This is a genomic window from Novipirellula rosea, from assembly GCF_039541335.1.
Classification (GTDB): Bacteria; Planctomycetota; Planctomycetia; order Pirellulales; family Pirellulaceae; genus Novipirellula; species Novipirellula rosea.
Genome location: NZ_BAABGA010000031.1, coordinates 18,388 through 42,170 on the forward strand (window position 1 = coordinate 18,388; position 23,783 = coordinate 42,170).

The 23,783-nt window shown below is 54.9% G+C and carries 17 protein-coding genes; 7 read left to right on the plus strand and 10 right to left on the minus strand.

The genetic code is table 11. The features are described from left to right. Nucleotides 1-237: 237 nt before the first annotated feature. Nucleotides 238-672: an Hsp20/alpha crystallin family protein gene (locus ABD971_RS12180; RefSeq protein ID WP_345322400.1), complete on the plus strand. Its 435-nt coding sequence runs from the start codon at nucleotides 238-240 to the stop codon at nucleotides 670-672. Between the two features lie 109 nt (nucleotides 673-781). Next, complete coding sequence (locus ABD971_RS12185) at nucleotides 782-1,174, plus strand: Hsp20/alpha crystallin family protein (RefSeq protein ID WP_339946690.1); 393 nt, start codon at nucleotides 782-784, stop codon at nucleotides 1,172-1,174. Nucleotides 1,175-1,603: 429 nt separating this feature from the next. On the opposite strand, the gene ABD971_RS12190 is transcribed toward ABD971_RS12185, so the two are convergent. Then, a complete protein-coding gene (locus ABD971_RS12190; protein WP_345322402.1) occupies nucleotides 1,604-2,044 on the minus strand; it encodes a hypothetical protein in 441 nt (146 codons plus the stop codon). A 164-nt stretch (nucleotides 2,045-2,208) separates the two neighbouring features. Then, entirely contained in the window at nucleotides 2,209-3,810 is a 1,602-nt protein-coding gene (locus ABD971_RS12195) for an SGNH/GDSL hydrolase family protein (protein WP_345322404.1), read from the minus strand. A gap of 214 nt (nucleotides 3,811-4,024) precedes the next feature. Between ABD971_RS12195 and ABD971_RS12200 the strand changes: the two genes are divergently transcribed. Further along, on the plus strand, nucleotides 4,025-5,371 hold the full coding sequence (locus tag ABD971_RS12200; RefSeq protein WP_345322406.1) for an outer membrane protein assembly factor BamB family protein: 1,347 nt from the start codon (nucleotides 4,025-4,027) through the stop codon (nucleotides 5,369-5,371). A 106-nt stretch (nucleotides 5,372-5,477) separates the two neighbouring features. Here the strand turns inward: ABD971_RS12200 and ABD971_RS12205 are convergent, their stop codons facing one another. Beyond that, a complete protein-coding gene (locus ABD971_RS12205; RefSeq protein ID WP_345322408.1) occupies nucleotides 5,478-9,275 on the minus strand; it encodes a PAS domain S-box protein in 3,798 nt (1,265 codons plus the stop codon). A 12-nt stretch (nucleotides 9,276-9,287) separates the two neighbouring features. Then, nucleotides 9,288-9,827, minus strand: a complete 540-nt coding sequence (locus tag ABD971_RS12210; RefSeq protein WP_339943136.1) for a methanogen output domain 1-containing protein — start codon at nucleotides 9,825-9,827, stop codon at nucleotides 9,288-9,290. 895 nt (nucleotides 9,828-10,722) lie between these two features. Between ABD971_RS12210 and ABD971_RS12215 the strand changes: the two genes are divergently transcribed. Continuing rightward, nucleotides 10,723-13,923 (plus strand): rhamnogalacturonan lyase family protein, encoded by a 3,201-nt coding sequence (locus ABD971_RS12215; RefSeq protein ID WP_345322412.1) that lies wholly within the window; start codon nucleotides 10,723-10,725, stop codon nucleotides 13,921-13,923. Here the strand turns inward: ABD971_RS12215 and ABD971_RS12220 are convergent. Beyond that, the gene (locus ABD971_RS12220; protein WP_345322414.1) at nucleotides 13,864-14,727 is read right to left on the minus strand and encodes an MBL fold metallo-hydrolase; all 864 of its coding nucleotides are present in this window, start codon (nucleotides 14,725-14,727) and stop codon (nucleotides 13,864-13,866) included. The two genes, ABD971_RS12215 and ABD971_RS12220, sit on opposite strands and share 60 nt — an antisense overlap. Next, the gene (locus tag ABD971_RS12225) at nucleotides 14,724-15,905 is read right to left on the minus strand and encodes a thiolase family protein (protein ID WP_345322416.1); all 1,182 of its coding nucleotides are present in this window, start codon (nucleotides 15,903-15,905) and stop codon (nucleotides 14,724-14,726) included. Before ABD971_RS12225 ends, ABD971_RS12220 begins: the two co-directional genes overlap by 4 nt. Before the next feature lie 281 nt (nucleotides 15,906-16,186). Between ABD971_RS12225 and ABD971_RS12230 the strand changes: the two genes are divergently transcribed. Continuing rightward, nucleotides 16,187-17,887 (plus strand): AMP-binding protein, encoded by a 1,701-nt coding sequence (locus ABD971_RS12230; RefSeq protein WP_345322418.1) that lies wholly within the window; start codon nucleotides 16,187-16,189, stop codon nucleotides 17,885-17,887. Between the two features lie 266 nt (nucleotides 17,888-18,153). On the opposite strand, the gene ABD971_RS12235 is transcribed toward ABD971_RS12230, so the two are convergent. After that, the gene (locus tag ABD971_RS12235; RefSeq protein ID WP_345322420.1) at nucleotides 18,154-19,995 is read right to left on the minus strand and encodes an alpha-amylase family glycosyl hydrolase; all 1,842 of its coding nucleotides are present in this window, start codon (nucleotides 19,993-19,995) and stop codon (nucleotides 18,154-18,156) included. 259 nt (nucleotides 19,996-20,254) lie between these two features. On the opposite strand from ABD971_RS12235, the gene ABD971_RS12240 reads away from it, so the two are divergent. Continuing rightward, the gene (locus ABD971_RS12240) at nucleotides 20,255-20,893 is read left to right on the plus strand and encodes an alpha/beta hydrolase family protein (RefSeq protein WP_345322421.1); all 639 of its coding nucleotides are present in this window, start codon (nucleotides 20,255-20,257) and stop codon (nucleotides 20,891-20,893) included. A gap of 118 nt (nucleotides 20,894-21,011) precedes the next feature. Here ABD971_RS12240 and ABD971_RS12245 read toward each other — a convergent pair whose 3' ends face one another. From ABD971_RS12245 to ABD971_RS12255, 3 genes are all read right to left on the minus strand, one after another. Continuing rightward, nucleotides 21,012-21,305: a hypothetical protein gene (locus ABD971_RS12245; RefSeq protein WP_339943123.1), complete on the minus strand. Its 294-nt coding sequence runs from the start codon at nucleotides 21,303-21,305 to the stop codon at nucleotides 21,012-21,014. 176 nt (nucleotides 21,306-21,481) lie between these two features. Further along, a complete protein-coding gene (locus ABD971_RS12250; protein WP_345322424.1) occupies nucleotides 21,482-22,135 on the minus strand; it encodes a PRC-barrel domain-containing protein in 654 nt (217 codons plus the stop codon). A 294-nt stretch (nucleotides 22,136-22,429) separates the two neighbouring features. Then, nucleotides 22,430-22,573, minus strand: a complete 144-nt coding sequence (locus ABD971_RS12255; RefSeq protein WP_345322426.1) for a hypothetical protein — start codon at nucleotides 22,571-22,573, stop codon at nucleotides 22,430-22,432. A 143-nt stretch (nucleotides 22,574-22,716) separates the two neighbouring features. Here ABD971_RS12255 and ABD971_RS12260 point away from each other — a divergent pair, with 143 nt between their 5' ends. Then, nucleotides 22,717-23,352: a CAP domain-containing protein gene (locus tag ABD971_RS12260; RefSeq protein WP_345322428.1), complete on the plus strand. Its 636-nt coding sequence runs from the start codon at nucleotides 22,717-22,719 to the stop codon at nucleotides 23,350-23,352. Nucleotides 23,353-23,783 lie beyond the last annotated feature (431 nt).

Genomic DNA, 23,783 nt, shown 5'->3' on the forward strand with positions numbered 1-23,783 from the left:
GCCACGGTTCCCGCGAACATATCTTTGAACGGGGTCTTCGAACGGGGGGCTAACTGAGTCTGTCTCCGTAAAAACCAGAGACAGAGGCGATCTCCCCCTGTTTTGCCGGACGTTTTACGAATTGGCACGCTCGTTGCTTTTTCTTGGTCAACGAGTGGTTCGGAGTGCCATTTTTGACAGTCACTCCAATGAACCCTCTCCCCCAACTCACTCAGTTTTCTATGGAGGCAAATAGTCATGTTAAGTTCACATTGGCAACCGATGGCAGACGTGAATCGGCTTCGCAGCGAACTGGACCGTCTGTTCGGCCAAGTCAGCGGTGGAAACGGTACTTCGCGACGTGGATCCTTCCCTCTGATGAATCTGTGGGAAGACGATAGTTCATTGTACGTGGAAGCTGAATTACCGGGATTTGAACTGGATAATTTGGAGATCTACGTCACGGGTGGCAACCAATTGTCGATCTCGGGCGAACGAAAACAGCCCGAACACGAAGCGGGCGCATGGCATCGACAAGAACGCGGGTTTGGCAAATTCCGACGCACGCTTGATCTGCCTGGCGACGTCGACAGCGAGAAAGTGTCCGCGAATTTCAGCAACGGCATCCTAACGTTGACGATGCCCAAGAGCGAAGCGGCAAAACCACGGCGTATCGAGGTGAACGCGAACTGAGTGTTGGCTTACGTTCCCACTCGAAAGTGACGCATGACACCAGCGGTTCTGGTTTGCGGCGTCACCCACGCCTACCATTCTCAATCAAAATGTTTTCGGAGGAAATGTGATGAATACGACGATGAGCAATACGGACAAACAAACGGGTGACAGCGTCAGCCCTGAACAAACCTATCAATCGACTTACGTCCCACGCTTTGACATTTGGGAGGGCGAAGAGGAGCTGTTGCTCTACGGCGATCTGCCCGGCGTCAGCGTCGACGATCTGGATATCCGATTCGAAAATCGCGAGTTGACAATCCATGGAAAAGTCGCCGCTCGTCACGAAGGTGAATTTCTGATGGGTGAATATGGCACCGGTGATTTCCATCGCACATTTACGGTCGGGGAAAGTATCGATGCCGAGAAGATTTCGGCCGAGATGAAACACGGCGTGTTGACACTGAGACTGCCAAAATCCGAGAAGGTTAAACCTCGCCGGATCAAGGTCCAAGCCAACTAAAACCGCCTACAGAAAATGTGGCATAAGCAACCCGTAGCATAGGCTGCTATGCCTGTGAACGTAGCATAGGCTTCTAGCCTGTGAATGTGCCATAGCCTGCGAATCTGGCATTGCCTGCTATCCTGTCATCAAGCGAATCAAGCCTGTTGAAGTCCTCTTCAACAGGCTTTTCCAGCTAGCATGGCACCAGTCAAGTCCCATTGTTGGCCAGCTTTCCAAGCTGGAAACGCAACCGGTCTCCGTTCATATCATCGGTTGCGGGTTCTCTCACAGCGACGATCCAACGCTCGCCACGCTAACGGCTTGGAAAGCCGTGCGACAATGGCTGCGACGGAACTAAAACATTGACATTTTCAAATTTGCAAATGTCAATTTAACTTTTTCAGTACCAACGAAAGTCTTGACGAGTTCCGCTACGGGTTGACGCCGCTAAGGTGTGATCGCCTGAAAGAAATTATAGATCGGGCGGCCTGGGATGTAGACTTTCGGACGCACTACGACTGGCGCCGCGGCGACAGGTGCGGGAGCAATCGGTGCCGCGTAGGCTGCGGGAACCGCGGGCGAGTAGGACACGACCGGGACGACCGCCTGCGACGCATCAAGTGTCGGACGCTGAACCACCACGGGTGACGTAACGACCGGAGTCGCCGCGACAGGATAAGCTGCCGAATACACAGGTCGCGCTGCAGCATACGGCGCTGGGACCACGGGTACTGCAGCAACAGGTGTTGGGACCACAGGTGTTGGGACCACGGGCACTGCGGCGACGGGCTGCACCACCGGGCGGTATAAGATCACGTCTTGGGCGACCACATTCGCTGTGGTCACGAAGACACCGATCAGCAACAAGGCAAAAATTCGCGTAGGCATTTTTAAAGTACTCTCTGTTATCAGTTTAGTTATCAGTTTAGATCACCAAATTTGTTAGCAAGCAAACATGTGCAATTGCAAAATTTGTGCCGTCTGATGGCACAATCACTTCACCTGTGTCAACTTTGTGCCATGCACAAACGACTGCCAAATCGGCGGACTTGTTATGGCCCCGAATGCGGCGGATCCGCCGGACGTGTGCCCTGATCACGAATCTTTTTCGCTCGTCCTTCGGACCACAACTGTAACCCCTTCAGACGCTGTTTGCCTCGAGCAAAGTAAACCGGGGTCAGCGTTTCCCAGTGGCGGGCGTAGTTTTGTTCTCTGGTCCTCAGCCAGTCATCGCGTGGCGAAACGATCTTCATGGCTTCAAGCTTGCTGATGATCTCGGACGCAATCCACTGGTGTCCTGGAATCGTCGGGTGCACATGATCGAGCAACAGGTTGTCACCGGGGATTCGTCCGGGGCTAAGTGTTTCGAAACGTTGCCGCGCAGGCACCATCGGCACAGCAGCCTCCAATGCGGTATGTCGCAGGTCATCTCGAACCGGAGTCACGATCCGTAGCGGGCAGATGTCTTGGTCAATTGCGATTTGGAAGTGTCTTTTCGCATGTTCGAATTGTTGATTGTCAAAGTACAGCAATGCCAATTGATAGTGTAAGCCTGCGTGCTGAGGATTGATGCCAACGGCAAGCTCGAGTTCCTTGATCGCTTGCGGTGTGTTGTCGTAGAACAGCGTGCGAGCTTTGGCGACAAGTTGCTCGCAGCGTCGTCGTTCGGTGTCGCTAATCCCCGTCGTGTCCTCGCTCTTAAAGGGAGGACAATCTCGCAAATTCACTGGCAGATCGACCAACAGGATAGGGACGGCGGCAGTGTTCGCGATATCGATCATGCGGCGCAGATTATGGCCAAAGTGTTTGACCACCGACTGTTGCCACGCGGCATCACGGTGATACGCCGCTAGCCCTCCTTGATAATCCAGTAGCGCATCGACCTCGGTCGCCAGCACGTCTTGGGGTTCGCCGCGTAGGTCCTTTGCAGTGTCGTTGTCGCTGGCGGAGGCAACGAGTTGCTGAGCCCATTGCGATATTCGCAACCGGCTAAACCGTCCGTAAGCATCCGCGACACTATCCGGCAGATTCTTGATTCCGGCATACGATCGGTCTTCGAGGAATTCGTTATGTCCGGTTGCCAGCACGATCAGATCGGGCTCATACCGCAGCATCTCTTCGAGAATAGGGACCAACCGATAGCTGGCGTAAGAAACGCCGCCACAATTAATCACTTCCCACCGCTTTGATGGGTCGGCCGCCTGCAGACTGAGTTCCAACCAAGTCGTAAAGGAGGTTTCGGTCGAATACGGTCGTCCTTGAACCGTGGATCCTCCCAGACAAACGATCCGAAATTCGTCGGGACTTTTGGTCGCCGCAAACGATTCGGGCTGAAAGTACTCGAGTCGGTTGGCGGCTGTTACATAGTTTTCACCATCGTCCGACAAAACGAACAAGGGACGGATGGTTTGGAAATCGACAAACGGATCATGATGGGCAACACGAGGCCGCCAACCGGCCATCCTGAGTGACAACTCAATCAGGATCACGGGGGCCATGCCGACCAGAATGGCCATGATCGGAAACAGCCAACGTCGCTGACGAGATGCAAGTCGACGCTTGGGGGGCACCTCATCGCTCATGGTTTGTTGAGAAGGATCTTTGAAATGACGGGGCGAAAAGACTACGGGGCGAAACAGGTTTGGGTTATCCATGATAGACCGTTTCGGCGCCGCTGCATCCCTCCGTCATCCGGCGATTGATCATTCGGCTGGTTTTAAGCAGGGCTAATTTATTGAAAGACTCCTGTCTAACGCCTTAGGTTGCTCCTGATTCTGACACCCGAGCCAGGAAGACGCTACAATCCGCATTGCGACTGTTGCGCTGCTCCAATCATCCTCAATCTCAAAAAAACAAACGGTACGTACGATGCAATTTTATCGTTTAGCAAACGCCTGCGCTGGGATCGTGCTTGTTTTGGTCCTATATCCACTCGTTGCCGTCGCGAGCGATCGATGGCCCCAGTTTCGCGGCCCGCACGCGGACGGCGTGGTCACCGAGCCGTCCAATTTGCCTACCGAGTGGACTGCCAGCGAAAACGTGGCCTGGAAAACGGACATTCCTGGACGTGGATGGTCGTCTCCCATCGTCTGGGGAAACCGAGTCTTTTTGACCACCGTCATCAATCATGGCGATGGCGAAGAGCCGAAGAAAGGCTTGTATTTTGGTGGCAATCGGCCTGAGCTGCCGGCATCGGAACACGAGTGGGTGGTGATGTGCTTGGATTTAAACAGCGGTGATCTGCTGTGGAAAAAACCGGTTCGCAAGGCGTCACCGAAAACCTCGATCCATTTAAAGAACAGCTATGCATCGGAGACGCCCGTCACCGATGGCAAACACGTGTATGTGATGTTTGGCGGAGTGGGGGTTTACTGCTTTGACATCGATGGCAACGAGGTTTGGATGCACAATCTCGAGCCACGCAAAACGCGATACGGCTGGGGCACAGCGGCGTCACCCGTTTTGTTTGGCGATCGATTGTATGTGGTCAACGACAACGACGAAGAGTCTTATTTGATGGCGTTGGACAAACGGACGGGCAAGCAAGTCTGGCGAACTCCGCGTGACGAAAAGAGCAACTGGTCGACTCCTTACATTTGGCAGAACGAACTGCGTCGCGAGATTGTGACGCTGGGTTCTGGAAAAGTTCGCTCGTACGACTTGGATGGCAATTTATTGTGGTCGCTCAGCGGAATGTCGAGCATCACGATCGCGACGCCTTACCAGTACAACGGCTTGCTCTACATCAGTTCAGGCTACGTTGGCGATAGCGACCGGCCGCTATACGCGATACGCCCAGGAGCCGAAGGGGACATCTCACTCGAGGGGACCGAGACTGCGAACGAATCGATTGTCTGGAGCCAGCCGACGGCCGCGCCCTACAATCCGAGTACGATTGCGTATGAAGGCATCGTGTACGTTTTGTACGATCGTGGTTTATTTGCCGCGTATGATGCCGCTGACGGTTCTGAAATCTACTCAAAGGTACGGATCCCCAATGGTGGCGAATTCACATCATCGCCGTGGGCCTATGACGGCAAGATTTTTTGCATCAACGAAGACGGAGTGACGTCGGTAATCAAGGCCGGCAACGAGTTTGAGTTATTGGGCAGCAATCCGTTGTCCGATGACGACATGGCGATGGCAACGCCCGCGATCGCAGCGGACCGATTACTCATCCGCACCGCCAAGCGAATCTACTGCATCCAAAAATAGGATCTCGTCAGCCAATGACGTCGCGCAATTTGGTTTGCTGTAACGAGAGTCGTGTGTGACGTTCGTTGTCGTTGCCGAAACAGCTCGAAACGGTTGACACGTTCCGCTACGAGGACGTCTTTGCGATTAGCGACACCACCTTGGGATGCGTAAAGACGCCCTTAATTTGGTCCACCGAGGGTGGTTTGACCAAATGCAAATCAAAGCCGGCCGCACGCGAATTCTTGCGATCTTCTTCTTGCCCGTAACCGGTCAAAGCAATCAGTAAGACATCGTCAAATTCGGGTTGCCGACGGATTTCTCGGGCGATCTGGTGACCGTCCATGCCTGGCAATCCGATATCCAAAAACACGACCTGAGGCTGGAATTCATGGATGTTTGCCAACAGCGTCGGCCCATCGGCAGCCGTCTCGACTTGATGATCGCCCACTTTCTTTAAAAGCGCCTTCAACAACCATGCCGCCGATCGATTGTCGTCGACCACACAGATGCGACAGGCGGCGACTTTAGCGTCGTTACGAGGTTGCGGTGACGCGAGACCGACTGCGTCGACAAGCGGCAGATGAACGACGAAGGTGCTGCCGTGACCGAGTCCGTCACTATGGGCGGAAACCGATCCCGAGTGCATTTCGACGAGCCGCTGCACGAGCGTCAAGCCAATTCCCAAACCGCCTTGCGAGCGATCGAGTGACCGCGATGACTGCGTGAACAAGTCAAATACTTGCGGTAACAGCTCTTTCTCGATTCCCACCCCAGTATCTTGCACCGTAACCACGGCGGTGCCCTCGTGCCGCTCGACGGTCAAATCAATCTTGCCACCGGAATCCATGTATTTGGATGCGTTTGTCAACAAGTTCTCGATCACCTGGACAATTCGTACGGGATCGACGTTGACGTGCATCGGATCGGTGGCCACATGAACGTTCAATTTTTGATGCCGGCCGTCGACGGTGGACTGGACCGCATGGACCGAGCGTTTGACGAGATCCGCCAGCTTGACCGTTTCTTTGCGAAGTTCCACTTTGCCTCGCATAATCCGCGAGACGTCCAACAGATCGTCGACCAATCGCACCACATGTTCGACTTGATCCTGCATCAATTCAACGATCTCGCGATGCCCCGCAGAATCCATTGCCAACAGATCGAGTCCGCTGCGAATGGGCGCGAGAGGATTGCGCAGTTCATGCGCCAACATCGCAAGGAACTCATCTTTGCGGCGGTCGGCCTCGCGGACCTGTTGGTACAGCAGTGCATTCTGAATCGCAATGGCTGCGCGGTGAGCCAAGTCCGCGGCCATTGCCAAGTCGGTTTCGCTATAGCGGCGTCCCGATTCGGCTCCCACAAACGTGACGACCCCCAAGACACTCCCTTTTACCCGCAGAGGCACACACATGTAAGAAGTCAGCGACAGTTGACGCAGCATCGCCAAATGCTCGTCGTTCTGGGCAGCCGTTTCCAACAACGAGTCGGGGACTTCCGGCATCAATTCAGCCTCGCCCGTGCGAAGCACTTTCATCACTCCGTACTCGGCATCCGCCTGGGGCGGGTAACGTCGATGCAGTTCTTCGGCGAGCGCCACCTTGTTAGGATCGGCATGCGCGACCGCCAAACGCTGGACCGACCCTTCGGCTTCGAGCATATCAACGGTACACCAGTCAGCAAAATCGGGAACCGACAGACTTGCTACCTTCTGTAGCGTCGATCTGTAATCCACTAAAGTTGACAACGACTTACTCGACTCGGCCAAAAACCGAAGCGTCTGTTCCAAATGCTTACGTTCGGTGATATCCGAACAGACGCCAATCATGCGAACGGGATTTCCTGCATCATCACGAAACAAACTGCCGCGAGACTCGAGCCAGTGAACGCTGCCATCGGGCCACACGATTCGGTACTCGAGATGATGCAGATGGCCTTGTTCGACGGTATTTTGAATCACGTTTAAGACGCGGTCCCGATCCTCGGGATAGATATCCCGCTGAAAGGCATCGAAAGAGCCGGCGAAACTTCCTGCGGCGATGCCGTGGATCTTTTCCAAAGTCGATGACCAAATCACTGTGCCGCTAGGAATTTTCCATTCCCAGCTCCCCATCCGTCCCGCATCCAGCGCGAGCCGAAGGCGTTCTTCACTATCGACCAACTCCTGCTGGCTGAGGCGAAGTTTCCGTTCGGCGTGACACCGCTCTAAAAATTGTCCCAACTGAGAAACGACCGTTCCCATCATCTCGATCAGTTCTTCGTCACACGGTCTGACTTCACCGCTATGCAGTTCGATGACGCCAAAGGAGGTACCATCGATCCGCACCGGATACGCCAATGCGGCGTGTAAACCACTCTGCATGGCGGAGGATTCGTGACCAAACCGCTCGTCGCTAGCGATATCCGAAATCCACAATGGGTCTCCGTTTTGCGCGACATGCCCTGCTAATCCGCTACCAAGCTGGCACGTCCGCGACGGCGAGCCGTTCATTTTTGCGGCAAGATCCGATTCGGGAGAACACCATGCTTGACTCAGTTTTAATCGTTCGGGATCCGAGTCGGGACTCCAGAAACAAACGGCATCCCAGTTCAACGTGCTGCCCAAGATTGCCAAGATTTCTTTGATCGCCTGATCGTCGTTCTTTTGATCGGCAATCACCTGGGCCACCGCCATCCGTGCGTTGCGCCGCAACTCGGCGGCCTTCTGTTGAGAAATGTCACGGTCGATTGCCGACGCGCCCACCACATTTCCCTCACTATCGCGGATCGGCGAGATGCGAATCTCGACGGGGACCATTTGACCATCTTTTCGCAACCGAATCGCCTCGAACGGCTCCACCCGATCGCCTTGCTGGACTCGCCGAAGCGTTTCCAAGACCTCTTCTTTTGCTTCTGCTGGCGCGATCGTGGACGAGATCGATTGCCCCACGGTTTCTTCGGCAGAAAAACCAAACAACTTTTCTGCTCCAGCGTTCCAGTCGGTAACGACTCCGGAGAAGGTCAAGCCCAGGATCGCATCTTCGGACGAATCGACCAATGCCGCCAATCGCCCCTGTTCGATCTCTGCGGCACGTCGCTCGGAGACATCACGAAAGACCAGCACGACTCCCAAAATCTCGCCTTCGCGATCCTGGATCGGTGCGGCACTGTCGTCGATCGGACGTTCACTAGAGTCTTTGCTGATCAAGATGCTATGGTTAGCAAGTCCCACGATCCTGCGTTCACGCAGCGCACGAGTAGCCGGGTTTTGTTGAGGTTGACGGGTCGTTTCGTCGACGATTTGAAATACCTGTTCCACGGGCTGGCCGACCGCTTGATCTTGCTGCCAACCGGTTAACGTTTCAGCGATCGGGTTCATAAACGTGACCAACCCCTCGGTGTCCGAGACGATCACCCCGTCGCCGATGCTTGCCAACGTCACTCGTAGCGACTCTCGTTGTGCCATCAGCTCATGTTGCAGATGTTTGCGTCGCTGCATCTCTTCAATTAAATCAGCGATCTTCTGATTTAGTACCGCAAACTGAGTCGTCGATTCATCGCGTGGCACCAACTTGATCATCAGCTGAGTGTTGCTGCGATCGGGATCAAAATGCAGCAGTGCACCATCACAGCGAAACGCCCGTTCTTGGCCTTGCTGCGTCTTGAACGTTAACACGCCCACGATCGGATCACGGTTGCGCGCACAATCTCGCAGATAGCTGTTGACTTCGTCTTCGGCAGTGGACGCCAATTCGGTAAGCCGGGCCCCTAGGATCGATGCCCCCGTGTTCGACGAGCCCGTGTTCGACGAGCCCGTGTTCGACGAGCCCGTGATTTCAAAGCGGAGAAATTGACGGTTGGCGGCGAGCACGATTCCATCGCGTGAGACCAGCAATGCGGCTTCGGAGAAGCGATTGGCGAGAGCAGCAAATTCTTCGGGTGACATGTGGCTCGAACTTTAGGCTTGTAGATACTCACGACCATCCGCCGCCATTGCATTTTCCGTCGGTCGCAAATGAACCACGATCGTACATCCAGCGTCGCCACGTGCGATCGCTTCTTCGATCACGACTTTGGCATAGCCGAGATTTTCGGCCGCAATCACACCGAAGACATTAGATGTCATCATACAAAGTGACGGGCGACCAATCACCTTTTCCGCAAACGGACAAGCTCGATTCTTGAGCACAATTTTTTCATCGTCTTGATGGACGATGTAAAAGTCGCCTTGGATTCGGCGTTTCAGATCGACCAAGACCTCGGCCACCTGACGGCGATCAAGTTGTTCGACTTGCAAAGCGGTGCGGTAGTCTTCGTTGATTTGATCGCCGACCCGTTGCCCAACGACACTGATAAACCCAGCGGCCTCTTCAAGCCCGACGACATCTTGCAGCGTCCCCGACAACTCGCGGATCAGCGTCCGCATAAACACGTCTCGCTCGAGCGGAAGTGACAAGTCTTGAATAATGGGCAGTTCGTTCAACGCGGGGTCCGACATAGTACGCCTCTGGTAGTGACCGAAACGAGGGGAAACAAACGCTGCGTGCCCCGCTTGTGTGGGGACTAGATTGATGCAGTGAATTATTAGCGAAGAGCAAGTCCCCCCACGAAAATGGACGCTTTGTGTCTTTTTGAGCACATTAAATTGGAACGGATTAGGCCGCTTTCAGCAATGCGATTTATCGCCAAGCCCCTCAAATTGGAACGCATTCAACACCTTTTTCAAATCAAACCGCTTCCACACGGGGGGCATTGTGGCACTCCACGTCGTTGGAACGGGCTGTAGCGACAGTGCGTGATTGACCAGTTTGGAATCCAGTACACCACCGCAAGCGAAGGAGCTCAGGGTCGACGCGCTCTATTTTGGCATTACACAGGTGGCGTTTGCAGTGGTGCGGCGTGACGCTGTGAAGCATTCTCTCGTGGTTTCCTTCGCCAGAAGGGGGTGATCCATTCGCCCGGCAACCTTCCACGCTCTGGCAAGCGTCGCTACAAAATGGACATCCCGTAGATTGCCGCCTCTACATGCTTCACAGCGTTAGGTACGGCGGGACCGACGTGCCGCGTCTTTGCCGCTTCACTCGGCTCAACCAAACGAACGCCCTCGAGCTCGTCTGGTTGGGTGTCAATCGATGCGTGTGACGCCCCCCCGGGCGCGGACTAGCCCACCAACAGAGAGATTTCAGCGGTTGCGAATGCAAGCGATGTTCGAGCGGGGAAATAGCACAACAGAACTGCGCCAATCCTCATTCTGTTTTATGTCTGCCCCCTTACAATACAGCCTTTCTAATTTCGGCGCGCGGTCACTGCCCATCGGAACGCAGCACAGTCATTGTGTTTGTACTCGCTGACGACCTCGCCAATTACTGTTGCTCTGGAAGGATGCTCTCTAGATGCAGAGATCTTGTCATGCACGGCGTCAAACACATCGTCTAAGCTTTGAGTCACTGGAAGCACGATGTGTGCTGTCGGCCATCTCGCTGTTTCCGGTTGCGGACACCTACACTCGAAAAGACTCGAATGTGGGCGGATCCGAAGTCGTCGAAGTACTCGATTTCAACGGCAACGACTTCATGACGTACGTTCGCTATGACCTGTCGGCTTTGAACATCGATCAGGTCTTGTCCGCCGAACTGACGTTCAACAAAGTGCAAGGCATCCGCAATGACACGATCAATGCAGATCGTTTCGAAGTTTATGGACTACTCGATCTTGCTAGAAACACGCCTCAACAGTGGAACGAATATGGATTGACGGACAACGACTTAGGCGCAGAGTATACAAACACCTTTGGCGACGGGCTGGATCTATCGCGAGTGGCTAATTTGGATGCCGAGAGCGGAGCTGATGTTAGCGAGTCGGTCGACAACTCGGTTGCCCCTCAACGACTGTCAGGCAACGACTTGGTCGTGTTTCTTAATGACCGCGTGGACGATGACGGATTCGTGACCTTTATTGCGCGGGTGGACGCAGGAAATGTGCGTGGTTGGGGGTATGGATCACGAGAAAACGCCGATCCGAACCTACGTCCCACGCTGACGATGCAGTATTCGACGATCCCGCAGCCGCCGCAACAAGTCGAACGGCTCAATCGAGGCGTGGTAGCCGTACGAAGATCGGACACCGAGGCCTACATCGGGTGGCGGTTGTTCGGCGATGACCCCAGTGATATTGGTTTCAATTTGTATCGCTCCACTGACGGTTCCGCTGCGGTGTTGTTGAACGCATCCCCGCTGACTCGTACTACCGACTTCGTCGACACCACCGCCGACTTGACGAAGAGCAACACTTATTCTGTTCGTGCCATCGTCGCTGGAATAGAGCAACCGGCGAGTGAATCGTACGCGTTATCGGCAGACGCAACCGTGGAACAGCGAATCAGTGTCCCGCTTCAAATCCCCGCCCCCGGCCCCGACTATCGTTACGAAGCCAATGATGCCAGCGTCGGAGATGTCGACGGAGACGGGCAGTATGAAATCATCTTAAAATGGGATCCGTCAAACGCCAAAGACAACTCGCAATCCGGCACGACGGGGAACGTCTTACTCGATGCCTATCGCATGGACGGGACGTTGCTGTGGCGAATCGATTTGGGACGAAATATCCGAGCCGGTGCGCACTATACGCAATTCATGGTATACGATTTTGATGGCGACGGAAAATCGGAAGTCATCACCAAGACGGCACCGGGCACGATGGATGGTCTGGGCAACGCCGTGTTGTTGGGCGCGGACAAAGTATCCGACGACTACCGTAATAGCGGCGGATATATTCTAAGCGGCCCCGAATATTTGACGGTCTTTTCAGGGTTGACCGGACAAGCACTTTCGACGATCCCATTTGAACCCGCGAGGGGCTCGGTAACTCAGTGGGGCGACAGCTATGGCAACCGTGTCGACCGCTTTACCGCAGGCGTCGCCTATTTGGATGGGACACGCCCAAGCGTCGTATTCGGCCGCGGCTATTACGACGCCCAAGGTGGCGGTCAGGCACGCAACGAGGTGGCGGCGTATGATTTTCGCGACGGCCAACTTTCCCTGCGATGGCACTTCAAAGCGGGCCAAAACATCAACAACAACGTCAATTCCGAGTATATCGGCGAGGGAGCTCACTCGCTGAGCATTGGCGATGTCGATGGCGATGGACGTGATGAGATCATCTATGGCGCCGCAGCGATCGATGACGATGGCCGCGGCCTGTACTCTACCACCTTAGGTCACGGTGACGCACTGCACATGAGTGACATGGATCCCACTCGGCCTGGGCAAGAAATCTTTATGGTCCATGAAGATCCGTCGTCTCACCAGGGCGTCGGTGGCGAATTCCGTGACGCGGCAACGGGCGAATTGATTTTTGCGATCCCCGGTACCGGTGACATTGGGCGTGGTGTGGCAGCCGATATCGACCCCAACTCACCCGGCTACGAAATGTGGGCCAGCGTCGAAAACCCAAAAGTCTATAGCGCTGCGGGCAGCCCACTGTATGACATGCCCGCTAATATGTTCATCAACTTTGTCGTTTGGTGGGATGCCGACCTGACTCGTGAATTGCTCGACGGCACGACGATTTCGGAATGGAACAATCCCGGTCGCTCAAACTTTGATTTGGATCCCGGCACCAGCCGCAGCCAAATTTTTGCCCCGGGTGCCTCTTCCAATAATGGATCAAAAAGTACGCCCGCGTTGTCAGCGGATATTTTGGGAGATTGGCGTGAAGAAGTGATTTGGCGACGCAGCGACAACACCGCTCTCGATATCTACACCACCATCATTCCCGCTGAGAACCGGCTTTATACGTTGATGCATGACACGCAGTATCGCGTGGCAATCGCTTGGCAAAACACCGGCTATAACCAACCTCCGCACCCTAGTTTCTTTCTTGGTGCCGACATGCAAGACGCCCCCATTCCCGCAATCTATTATGCCGGGAATGTAAACCAAGCTCCTGTGCTCGATCCGATTGGTGACAAGTCGGTTCATGTCGGTACCGAGCTAAGCTTTCGGGTGACTGCTACGGATCTGGATGTTCCGGCGAATGAACTGACCTACAGTCTCGATGCCGGATCACCGTCTGGTGCGAGCATCAATCCATCGACAGGATTGTTCACGTGGATTCCAGATCAGCAATATGGCAACCAATCCATTAATGTGACGGTCTTGGTTACCGACAATGGAACTCCTTCAAAAAACGATTCGGCTACGATTCAAATTGACGTCGTGGATCCGTTTCCTTGGCACCACAGGGATGCTCCGTTTGACGTCAACAATGACGGCAAAATATCGGCACTCGATGCGTTGGTGATTGTAAACGCATTGCAGCAGAGTCCCTCATCAGCACCTTTGCCTCGATTCCGCGACACGGGTTCGCCGTACTTGGATGTCAATCGAGACGGCTACGGTACCGCACTGGACGCGTTAGAGGTGATCAATCAGATGGGACGTCATCGTCAAATCCCTTCACCGCTGGGTTCGACCGAGCAACCGCTGCAATATGGATCGATCGATGAGGATGACGATTCTGACCCGATCGATGTACTAATGGGGCAGGCGCATGATTGGATCGACACGAAGTTCACCCGATTCATCCATGACTAACCGAGCCGCCGCGACGTCTGGATCGTGAGAGAACAGCATCAATCGCCGGTGTTCGACGATGTCGCGAACGAGGCTCGGCTTCAAGCGGCGCACGATCAGTGGGAACTGGTCATACGCCAATGTCCAAAACGTTTGCAAATGAGCCACGGTAGGACACAAGTCGGCAGCGTAGATCGCCGTTTCCCCCTGCGACTTTAACTTCACCATTTGGTGGCCACGGGTGTGTCCTCCGGTTAGTGAGACCGTGACCCCGGGTTCCGCTTCCGATTGGCAATTCACCCATTGCAATAATCCTGTTTCCGCCAACGGAAGGAAATCGTCTTTGAAATAGGATCCCTCCAATTCAGGAACGTCACCGACGCCGTCGTCCCACTCGACCCGCTGGACGTAGTGTCGAGCTCGGCTGAACGTGGGCCGCAAGCGATGATTTTTGTCGCGATAGGTGCATCCGCCAGCATGATCAAAGTGCAAGTGAGTCAGAATCACCCAATCGATATCCTCCGGGACAATATCGTGGTCCCGCAGATTGCGAACTAACGGTGCCCCTGGCTGCATCGCGTAGCGACGACGTATTTTCTCGGGTGCTTTGCTGCCGTATCCGGTGTCGATCAAGCCGAGCGAGGTGGGCGTCCGCACAACCAGACAATTTGTTTCCACTTGGATTCGATGTTCCTCGTCGGGCACCGCGACTCGCTGCCAGAGCATCCGCGGGACAACGCCGAACATGTTGCCACCATCGATCCGCAAACGGCCACCGCTGAGCGGCAGCAATTGCATCTCGCCAAGTGGGATCCATGATGTCATGGCGAGACCTCGGTATCGACCAACATCGCCACCGCGTTGCCTCCGCCTAAACAGAGTGCCGCCACTCCTAACCGTCCCCCGCGAGCCCGCAGTGCATGCAGCAGCGTCACCAACACACGTGCGCCGCTAGCTCCGATCGGATGTCCAAGCGCGATCGCACCGCCGTTAACATTGACTCGGTCCACTGGGATCGCAAGCTGATTAAGACAAGCGAGCATTTGTACGGCAAACGCTTCATTGATCTCGAACAGATCAATGTCGCTAAGCGAATGGCCTGATTTACGGACGACATTCAAGACCGCTTCCACCGGAGTGACAAACAACTGCGACGGTTCACTGCCGGCGGTTGCGGATGCCACGATACGGCAGAGCGGCCGTTGTCCCGATCGCTCGCTGGCGGATCGATTTCCGACGACCACCGCGGCGGCACCGTCGCTGATCATCGACGCATTCCCCGCGGTCACCGTTCCCGGTTCGCCAAATGCGGGCTTCAGTGCGGCCAGACGCTCAAGTGTGGTATCGCTGCGAGGGCCTGAGTCACGCAATACCGCCGATTCGCCCGCAGCCGCGGGGACGATCACTGGTACTATTTCGTCGTCAAAAGCACCCGAATCGATTGCCTGGATGGCACGTTGATGACTTTGCAATGCGTACAGGTCCTGTTCGGTACGCGAGATGCCGTTGGTTTCCGCCAACTGGTCCGCAATTTGTCCCATCGCGCTGCCGCTAAACGCACAGGTCAATCCGTCGTGCGTCAGCGAATCGAGCAGCAAGCGATCGCCCACCCTTGCTGCGTCACGCGGCAGGACCCATCCCGCCCGACTCATACTTTCCATCCCACCGGCGACCACCACATCGGCATCGCCGCAATGCGTGGCCTGAGCCGCCAAGATGATTGCTTTCAGCCCCGAACCACACACCTTGTTGATGGTCAGGGCGGCGACGGAATCGGGCAATCCAGCGGCGATCGCCGCCTGACGCGCGGGTGCCTGGCCGGCTCCGGCCGTCAAAACGTGACCAAGAATGACTTCGTTCACTGCCGCGACAGACAAACGGGCTCGCTGGACCGCTTCCCGCACCACGATTGCCCCCAACGCGGTCGCCGTCAACGACGACAATTCGCCTTGGAAACGTCCCATCGGAGTTCGGCAGGCCGACAAAACATAGGCGTCCCTCATCAGCTGACCTCAACCGTAAATAAATTGCGGGGCAGTGTTTACCATTCCGTTTTCGTTTTTTGATTCTGTTTCCGTTTTAGGAAAGGCCTCTTTAGAAAGGCCCGTGCGATTTTCCAGAAACGATCCTCCCAAACCGTCTTTCGGGTCGCGATTCGCACACCTATTTCGCATTGTACGCCGGCCACTGCTGAGCGTGGAAAAGAATTTTCCCAGCGGTTTTAAATGTCCTGACCTTCCCGCACTCGTTTAAAATAGAGGTACTCGAATGCGGGAGTTCAAACATGATCGCTATTCGTAATCTAGACGAAACGTCAAAACCCTGGGTCGATGGGTTCACGATTGGCCAGGTTCTCAATGAGACTGCGCGGCGGCATCCAGATCATGATGCGTTTGTCTTCTGTGATCCACCGAACCGAATGACTTGGTCCGAGTTGGATGATGCGGTCACCGAGGTTGCTTGCGGGCTTTTGGCATTGGGTTTTCGACCTGGCGACCATTTCGGTGTCTGGGCCACCAATGTTCCGCAGTGGGTGTTGCTGCAGTTTGCCACCGCGCGGATCGGTGTGGTGTTGGTGAACATCAATCCGTCGTACCGGGCTAATGAGTTGAAGTACGCGCTGCAACAATCCGAGGTGCGAGGATTGGCGTTAATTGATCACCACAAGTCCACTCATTTCTGGGAAATCTTGAACGAGGCCTGTCCCGAGCTTGCCACAGCAGCGCCGGGCGAGCTGAACAGCAAGGCCTTTCCTAAATTGAAATGGATCATTGGGCTGCGAGGCGATCCGCCGTCATATGCATTGAAGTGGGACGAACTCTTGAGTCGCGCGGAGTCGGTTCCGGCAACCACGGTAGCGCAAATTGCGGACAAGCTTCACTGCAACGACGCGATTAATATTCAGTACACGTCGGGCACCACCGGGCATCCCAAGGGAGCGACGCTGTCGCACCGCAACGTGCTGCTGAATGCATTTTATGCGGGCCAATCTCAGCGGCTTGGGCCGAGCGATCGTCTTGCGCTGCCGGTGCCGCTGTATCATTGTTTCGGTTGCGTGCTCGGCACCATGTGCTGTCTGGTTCACGGATCGGCAATGATTTTTCCCTCGGAATGTTTTAGCGCAGCGGCGACGCTCGACGCGATTGAAAAGGAACGTTGCACCGCACTGTATGGCGTGCCGACGATGTTCATCGCACAATTGGAACACCCCAGTTACGCGGGGCGTGATTTGTCATCGCTGCGGACCGGGATCATGGCAGGCAGTCCTTGTCCGATTGAGTTGATGAAACATGTGACCGCCGACATGGGGGCCGCAGAAATGACGATCGGTTACGGACAAACCGAAGCGTCACCGCTGATCACGCAAACTCGCACTGACGATCCGATCGAATTGCGGGTCGGCACGGTAGGCCGTCCGCTGCCCGGATTCGAAGCAAAAATCGTTGATCCGATCACGAACCAGACGCTTCCTGATGGCCAACAAGGCGAGTTCTGTGGCCGCGGCCACGGCGTGATGCTCGGTTATTACAACATGCCAGAAAAAACAGCAGCCGTCATCGACAGCGAAGGATGGCTGCACACCGGCGACTTGGGGATGCGGCAATCCAATGGTTATTTCCGCATCACCGGCCGACTGCATGACATGATCATTCGAGGCGGCGAAAATATCTATCCTCGTGAAATCGAAGAACGGTTGTATGAACACCCGGCGGTCGAGGACGTTCAAGTCGTGGGGGTGCCCGACCGCCGTTTCGGCGAAGAGGTGCTGGCATGGGTCAAACTCAAAGCGGGACACGATGTGTCCGAAGCGGAGCTGCGAGAATTTTGCCTCGGATCCATGGCACGATTTAAAGTGCCACATTACTGGAAATTTGTGAACCAGTTTCCCACCACAGTGACAGGCAAAATCCAAAAGTTTAAGATCCGCGAAACCGCGATCGAGGAACTTGGGTTACAGGACATTGCCAAAATTCAAACCGCGTAGGTCCGATCAAAGTTTGCTGTCGCCCCTAAACCGTTGGCTCACGCCAACGGCAGTTTATCTGTCGGACTCCGGCCTGTGCGCTTGCTACTAAATCAGCAGTCACCGTCGTCGGTGGAGAGGTAACTGCGGTATAGGCCGGAAGAAAAACTCACTCCTCATATCCGACGTCAATACCAATGTCATAGCGACCCAGGCTTACGCTCAGGGAGACATGCTGTCGACTGATCGTAGCGGTTCTAGCTTGGAATGCTGGCCGACAATCGAGACTAGGACTTTGAAAACACGAGCACAGCATAGGGGCCGAAAGACAGTTTCGCGGTCGCGGGCAAACCGTCACGGTGCACCTCGTCGGCAACCACGTCATCGGCATCTTTGTCGGCAAATGCTTCGCTGTACCCTTTCCAGTCGGAATTGAAACGCAATTTCCAATGCCCGGCAGCGGGGAACCCAATCTCATAACCATCCCACGAGCGATTTGCAAAGTTCGCAAGCACGACGACGTCCCCCTCAGGATCCTCGTCGCCCGATCGAACGAACGCGATCACTTTGTCACCATCGTTGACGTGGTGCACGTGAATATGCTGGCCGATGAGACCGCGTGTCTTGCCTTCGCGGTTGAGTCGCAAACGAATCAGATCGCGAAACAGTTGCTTGATCCCTTTGAATTGATCGGCGCGATCCCAGTCGATCGGATCGGTATCGTCGAACCAATCGTCCTCGAGCAATTCTTGACCTTGAAATAGCATCGGAATTCCCGGCGCGGTCAGAGCCAATGCGGCCGCCAACACCGCCCGTTTCTGAGCGTGTGCACTCTCTGGATTTTCCGGATCAATCTCCGAAGGCACTCGTGATTTACCGTTTGCAACTTCGTCATGAGATTCGCTGTAGATCACTCGCTGCATCGCATCGTCGTTATAGCGATGGCACAACGCCTCGCGTACTGCCCACATGTCTCGATGAGCGTCATCGATCTGCTGAACGGCCTCGCGAATGGGGTGCACAAAGGCCGCATCCCACTGAGTCGAAAAACCAGCACCGCCATGATCGTGCGGCTTGGTCAACCAGTTGTTCTTTTGCAAATCCTCGGCAATCAGCAAGCAGTTGGGAAACTGTTGGGCCAAGTCACGATTGATCCACTGCATCAATCCCCAACCGTCGCTGATGTCGTCATCGCCAATCCCGCTGATCGTGCGAATGTAGGCGGTCATGTCATAACGCAGCCCATCGACATGGAAATCTTCGAGCCACATTTTTGCGTTGTCATAGATAAATTGCCGCACCTCGCCACGACCGTAGTCGGGCCGGGTCTCGCCCCAGGGCGTCGAGGAACGATGGTCGTTGTAGAAATAGATACCGCCCTTGTCGTTTTCGCTCCAGCCATCGAATCGCCACAAATCCAAATCGCTCGGACCAAAGTGGTTGTAAACGACATCCATCACCACGGCGAACCCATGAGCGTGAGCTTGCTTGACAAAGTCTTTGAGCGCCACCGGGCCACCATAAGCACTTTCAACTGCAAAAATGTGCGCCGGATTGTAGCCCCAAGAAAGGTCGCCGGCGAATTCAGCCACAGGCATAATCTGCAGCACGTTGACGCCCAGTTGTTTTAAGTGCGGCAGTCGTTTTAACGTATCTGCAAACGACCCCGGTTGATCGTCGTTGCTGCGATGAAATGTGCCAATATGCATTTCGTAGATGACGATTTCATTGTGATTCGGCATCTGAAAATCGTCACCTTCCCAATCGTATGCGGTGTCGTGAACGATTCCTTTGCCGACCGAGTTGGTGACTTCGCGTGCGTAGGGATCGATGCGATCGAATGTCTGGTCGCCGTTGGTGATTTGAAACTTGTACCCTTGACCGATCGCCGCAGCATCGACGTTGCCGTACCAATAACCGTCGCCTTCATTAGCCATCGGGTGACGGTCGCCCGACCAGTCGTTGAAATCACCGATCACGCTGACGCGATCCGCATGCGGTGCCCAGACTCGAAACGCGACTCCGTTTTCATGAGGTATCGCTCCCATGCCTGCCAATTTTGTCGGTTCGATTTGGGTAGCGGAATTTGATTCGGGGGAGGAAGAGGTGGGCGATATGGCGATTGACATTATGTTCCTTTGAAGTTTGGAAATACACGCCCACCGACGCGGGAGTGGCGAAGGCCTATCAGCAAAGAGTGTGCCGAATCATGTGAATCGGGTTCCGATATCCCAGCCGCTTACGAGAGAGTGGGGATGAAGCGGCGTCATCATGACTTGCCCCCCCTCATGTCAAAGGGCAGGCAATGATGCTCGACGAATCCGTTTGTTACCGGTAAATTAGGCGGAGCTCGCCAACCGTCACCTCGACTCTCCAGCGTTGTTGCCTATGTCCCACGATTCGACTTCCTCCGCATCGATCCCTCTGGCGGATTCTCGATGCGACATCGAGAAGGTGCTACTGATCCCTGGTTTCTGTGAGCCCGCTGCCTTTTTATGGCCACTGAAATTGTCACTGCAACAGAATTGCGACGACGTTCAACTGTGGAATGATCGAATGATCTTTCGCAATTTAGAGAAGAGTGTTGCTCGACTGACGAGCGAATTGCAAGCGCAGCGATCGAGTGGTTCGATTGCACTGGTCACTCACAGCTTCGGCGACTGGGTGGCCCGTCGGGCGATCGCCGCAAGTCGATCGCATCATGTATCGGCACTCGTTTCGATCGCTCCAGTCATGCAGGCGGGCATTGTTCCCGATTTGTTGCACCTCGCCACCGGCAACTTGATTCCCGAGATCGCTGTGATGGGCGATCCCGTGCGGGCGAATTGTGACGCGAGTGTTGACGCGAGCGTGCGGCGACTGGTGATTTGGGCCAGCATGGATCTGTATGTCCGGCCGGTCGAAATCGACGAGCATCCAAACGCATCGATACACCACTTGATCGGTTCCCATTTGACGGTCGCGATGCAGCCCAATTCGCTGCAGCTGATTTCACAATTCTTATTTTCCAGCTCGGTCATTCACTAGCACGCCCCGGATGGCGGCGAGAGAGCAAGTTTGCGTGCGTCATCCGATGGCGGACCGCGGTGCTGGCGGCACCGACAAGCTGGATCGAAGGAATTCGTTCAAGAAGCCGATTCACGTGCTAGTCGACGTTCACGTCCACTCCGCCGTTTCCAACATTCACGTCCACATCGTCGATCGCTTCGCGAAGATTTTCACGGCGTTCTTGTCGACGCTCGATGCGGTTATCGGCGGCGGAATCACCAAGCGGTGCGTCTGCGGCATCGATATCAATATCAACGCCGCCGTCGTCATCGACAGCAGGAGGGGTGGTTGCCGGACTGACCGCGCCCGACGTGCCTCCTTGCTCGACATCACAGCCAGCCAGACCGACCGAGGCGACGAGAAACATCGCGAGCAACAACAGATTTTTCATTTTCTTACCTTCACCTAAATGACTTAAAACAAATGGACAGAGAATATGACGGAGCAGTGTCGGGGTGGCGTGATGCGGTGCTATGATCGTGAGCGTCAAAAAAATCGCCACGAGAGCAACATGCCGCTCGTGACGAAATGACATTGCGAACCGGCCATCGCCGGTTTCAATCGACCTTATTGGTTGTCGGTTTCGAGGTCTTCGCGATTTTCGCGAGTCGCACGGTTTCCGCGGTTCTCGCGATTCAGGCGATTCTGGCGATTCTGGCGGTTTTCGCGTAACATACGATCCTTGGCGTCTTCGTTACGATTGACGTTGTATCGCTTGTCGAGATCGCGAGCCCAGGTTCGATCCGCCATGTTGGGCCAATTGTCTTCATCAAAGCCTTGCTGACCTTTGAGCTGTTCTTGGGTCACGTTCAAGACCAAGACGTAGTCGTCCGAATCGATGTCGTCGCCTTCGTCAAGCTCATCGGGATCGACTTGCACCCGAAACGCTTCGAAAGGAACCGCGAACAATTTGTTGCCCATGCCGAGAAACCCACCATAGGTGACGGCGGCATAACGAACCTTGCCAGTCGTTGCATCGAGCACAATATCTTTGATCTCGCCAACGCTTTCGCCTTGCGAATTCTGGATGTTGTAACCGATCAATTGACTGACTCGGATCGTGGTCCCTTGCGTCTTTTCATCCAACTGACCCACGTTTGCTCGATCGCGGTTGCGAGCGACGTTACGGTCTTGATCGCGAGCTTCCTGTGCCGATGCCACGTCAAACGATAACGTGGCCAATGCGATCGTCAAAATCGCATATCGCAGTGTTGCTTTCATCCGGATTTCTCCAACAAAGAAAAGGGGGAAGGGGGAACGTGTATGGGAAACGCTTCTATTGAGAAACGCTCACTCCGCAATGCAAGCTGATTGATTCACGTGTTGCGGAGCTGCACAATTAGCCATGTGTCGACAAACGACTAGCCAAGTGTCGACAAACGACTTTCGCTGACACTCCGATTGCATTTTCAGAATGCATTTCGCGGACCAATTCAGGGGACGACGTACGGAATCCCGAAGCCGCAGAAAGGAGGCTCGAAAACGACCACTTCTGCGTTATCCCAACATCAGTGTCTAGGCAGCTGAATCAACATCGATCAGCTGCATGGCTGGCAATCGCTCACGCTGGCACGCGGTCACCCTGGCCAAGCGACCTAGCACGCTGGCCAAGTCATTGGCCGGATGGAGTTGATCCCCCCGGCGCAGGAATTGCGACATCGAGAGTGGCAACAGCTTCCGCACCTTCCTCGCGATGCAAAAGGGTCATCACAATGCGCCGATTCCAACTATTACTTCTTGTCCTATGTGGTGTACTGTGGTCATCACCAGCTGAATCTGCGGACCCTGTGCCGGACGAGACGATGGTTCATCAAGTCAAACGGGCGATCGTCGAACAGACCAACGCGTTTCGCAAAGAGCACAAACTCGACGCGGTGACCGGCGACGAGAACCTGATGAAGTGTGCATCGGACTTTGCAAACTTCATGGCGAAAACGAGCAAGTATGGACACAATGCGGATGGACAAACGCCGGCCCAGCGCGCCAAAGCGGCCGGCTACGAATATTGTGTTGTCCGCGAGAACATCGCCTATCGCACCAACACCGGCGACGTTACCGCCGAAAGTTTGATTGACATCTTCGTGCAAGGGTGGATCGATTCGCCGCCTCATCGCGAGAACATGCTGGCGGAATACGTCACCGACACGGGGGTTGCCGTCGCGACCACGGACGACGTCACCTATTACGCCGTTCAATTATTTGGTCGTCCTAAATCGCAAGCGATAAAAATTCAAATCCGCAATGAATCCAGCGAACTGCAAACGTTGATCAGCGAGGCGAACGACAGCCAGGACGAGATCGAGATGCCACCGCGAACCATCATCAAAATGACGCGTTGTTTCCCCACGACGCTGTGGCTGAAGGACAGCGAATCTGAAATGCGATTGACCGAATCGAGCGACTTAGTGCTGACCGAGGACGGAATTCAACGCAAATAGTCCATTCGACCCGCGATTATGCCCTCGACTCTGATCGCGGCGCAAGCCGTTCGGTTGCAGCGAGTAAAACGTTCGATTTTGACCGAACGGCTTGCACCGCACCGCTACAAACGCCACCCGATCTGGCTAAAGTCGATGGCATCCACAGACTGCCCCGCTGGCGCGAGCGATAGCAAAAGTCGGCAGATCGCCGGACGACTGCCACTTGATCCCTTGCCGTTCTCGCCTGCGAAACCTGCTCTGTTTGGGGGAACGAACAGCCACGTTCGGAGGATTTTTGCAGTGCGACTCTCGCTAGGAGTGCGAATATGCCAATTCCCGGCACGCCAGTTGCGTTCGTTTTGAACTCAGCCTGATCGACAATCAACCTTACTAGCATGTAGAATCTTGGAATCACCAATGGATGACCCCGTCGCAACTCTGAATCCTGA